Source organism: Marinobacter sp. UBA2498, assembly GCF_002341575.1.
Lineage (GTDB): Bacteria > Pseudomonadota > Gammaproteobacteria > Pseudomonadales > Oleiphilaceae > Marinobacter > Marinobacter manganoxydans.
In genome coordinates this window covers 1-1,337 of record NZ_DDOI01000066.1, presented here as the reverse complement: position 1 = coordinate 1,337, position 1,337 = coordinate 1, and the positions used below count along the sequence as shown (strand labels likewise).

Sequence of the window (1,337 nt, the reverse complement as noted above, 5' to 3'; positions counted from 1 at the left end):
CGTCTTGCACCCCGTCTGTCCCACCAGTCGATGGTCTGCTGAACGCCGACCCGGTAGTTGTCTTCCTCTCCATTACGCTCCAAATCGGTGGACAGCTCCGGGTTGTAAAGCGGCTGCTCCAGCGCATCGGCGCTGGCGTTGGAGCCCAGCAATTGCTCGCGGGCGGCAAGCACCTCGGGGTGTTGTTGTATCTGGGAGGCGAGCCAGGCGCTCCAACTCGATGTCTCTGCGTAAGCAAACATGGGCAGAAAAAGCACGCACGCGCCCAGCAAGGCCCGTCTGGGCCAGTCAAATCGTCTCATATTGATGCTCCTGAAATTCAGCGTGCGACGGTTTGGTCGTGCACCGGATTTTGCCGTTGTTGGGGTTCATCCCGGTGAAAGGCGACCTTTATTACGGTATCACCAGGCAAGGCGGGGAGCTTTGCAGAAAAACGCACGCCGCCCTTGCGTGATGCGCGTCTGGTGAGAAGGCGCGGTGAGTAATCAGTGGTTGTTTCCGCAATCAATTCGTTATCAGCAGACCAGGCTGCGATGTCTACATGGCCTCGGGGAAGGCCGTAGCGCAGGTGAGCATCCATCCGTCCGAAGACGGTCAGCTCCGCGGCGGTATGGTTCACGGTCACCTGGCGGAAATGCCAGCGTTGGTTGTCGGTATTGACGACTTCAATTTCAGGCAAGCTGTTTTCGGCCTGAGCGGAATTGACAAGCGCGAGGCTCAGCGCGAGCCCAATAGCGATCTGTTTCATGATGTTTCACCCTAAAATAAATACCAATTGTTCGCTGTAACCCAAGGCTACAGAGGCTGATGACGTGCTGTTGAGGCGCGATCAGGCGATTGGAGGGCGAAACAGAGAGGGGGGAATACCAGAGGTGAGGTTGGCCTGATAGTCGGCTTGTCCGTTTTCTGAGAATAAATCGGCTAAGTGTGAAGTGGCTCCGATCAGAACGACAGAGCCGTGGCCATGACAATGGCAGCAATGGTGGCAGTCATATACAGACTGTCCGGGCTGATCGGGTGTCTGCTTGGCGAGCAGATTGTCGTTGTGGGTATCAGTGGCAGTGGATTGATGCGAATGGTCGAATTCCAGGTGCTCCGTCCCGGATTGATGAAGCTGGTGAACGTCCGCCATGGCAGCCACAGATTGCAGGGCAATCAGTAAGGCCAGTAGACAAGTTAAGTAATGGCGGATGTTCATGTGGAATGTGGAGCCCTTATGCTGTCAGGTTCCACAGTACCCGACTCTTTCATAAAATCAAGCATATAACAGAATTTCGGGCTATTTTACCGCTCATCAACAATGCAATGAATTCAGCGGTGCTGTCAGAGGAAAACTG

2 protein-coding genes and 1 pseudogene are annotated in these 1,337 nt (G+C 54.7%); 1 reads left to right on the top strand and 2 read right to left on the bottom strand.

The window, feature by feature from the left end; all coding sequences use genetic code 11:
- Positions 1 to 302, bottom strand: a pseudogene (locus B2W52_RS09210) (TolC family protein); the annotation flags it as partial.
- 17 nt (positions 303 to 319) lie between these two features.
- On the bottom strand, positions 320 to 748 hold the full coding sequence (locus B2W52_RS09205; RefSeq protein ID WP_273088037.1) for a hypothetical protein: 429 nt from the start codon (positions 746 to 748) through the stop codon (positions 320 to 322).
- Positions 749 to 964: 216 nt separating this feature from the next.
- On the opposite strand from B2W52_RS09205, the gene B2W52_RS09200 reads away from it, so the two are divergent.
- Positions 965 to 1,162, top strand: coding sequence for a hypothetical protein (locus tag B2W52_RS09200; protein ID WP_035458175.1), 198 nt, complete (start codon positions 965 to 967; stop codon positions 1,160 to 1,162).
- The last annotated feature ends 175 nt before the right edge of the window (positions 1,163 to 1,337 follow it).

What these genes read in the sequence shown, in the direction of transcription:
- B2W52_RS09205 (WP_273088037.1), bottom strand. Translation starts at nt 748, where the DNA reads ATGAAACAGATCGCTATTGGGCTCGCGCTGAGCCTCGCGCTTGTCAAT.
- B2W52_RS09200 (WP_035458175.1), top strand. Translation starts at nt 965, where the DNA reads ATGACAATGGCAGCAATGGTGGCAGTCATATACAGACTGTCCGGGCTG.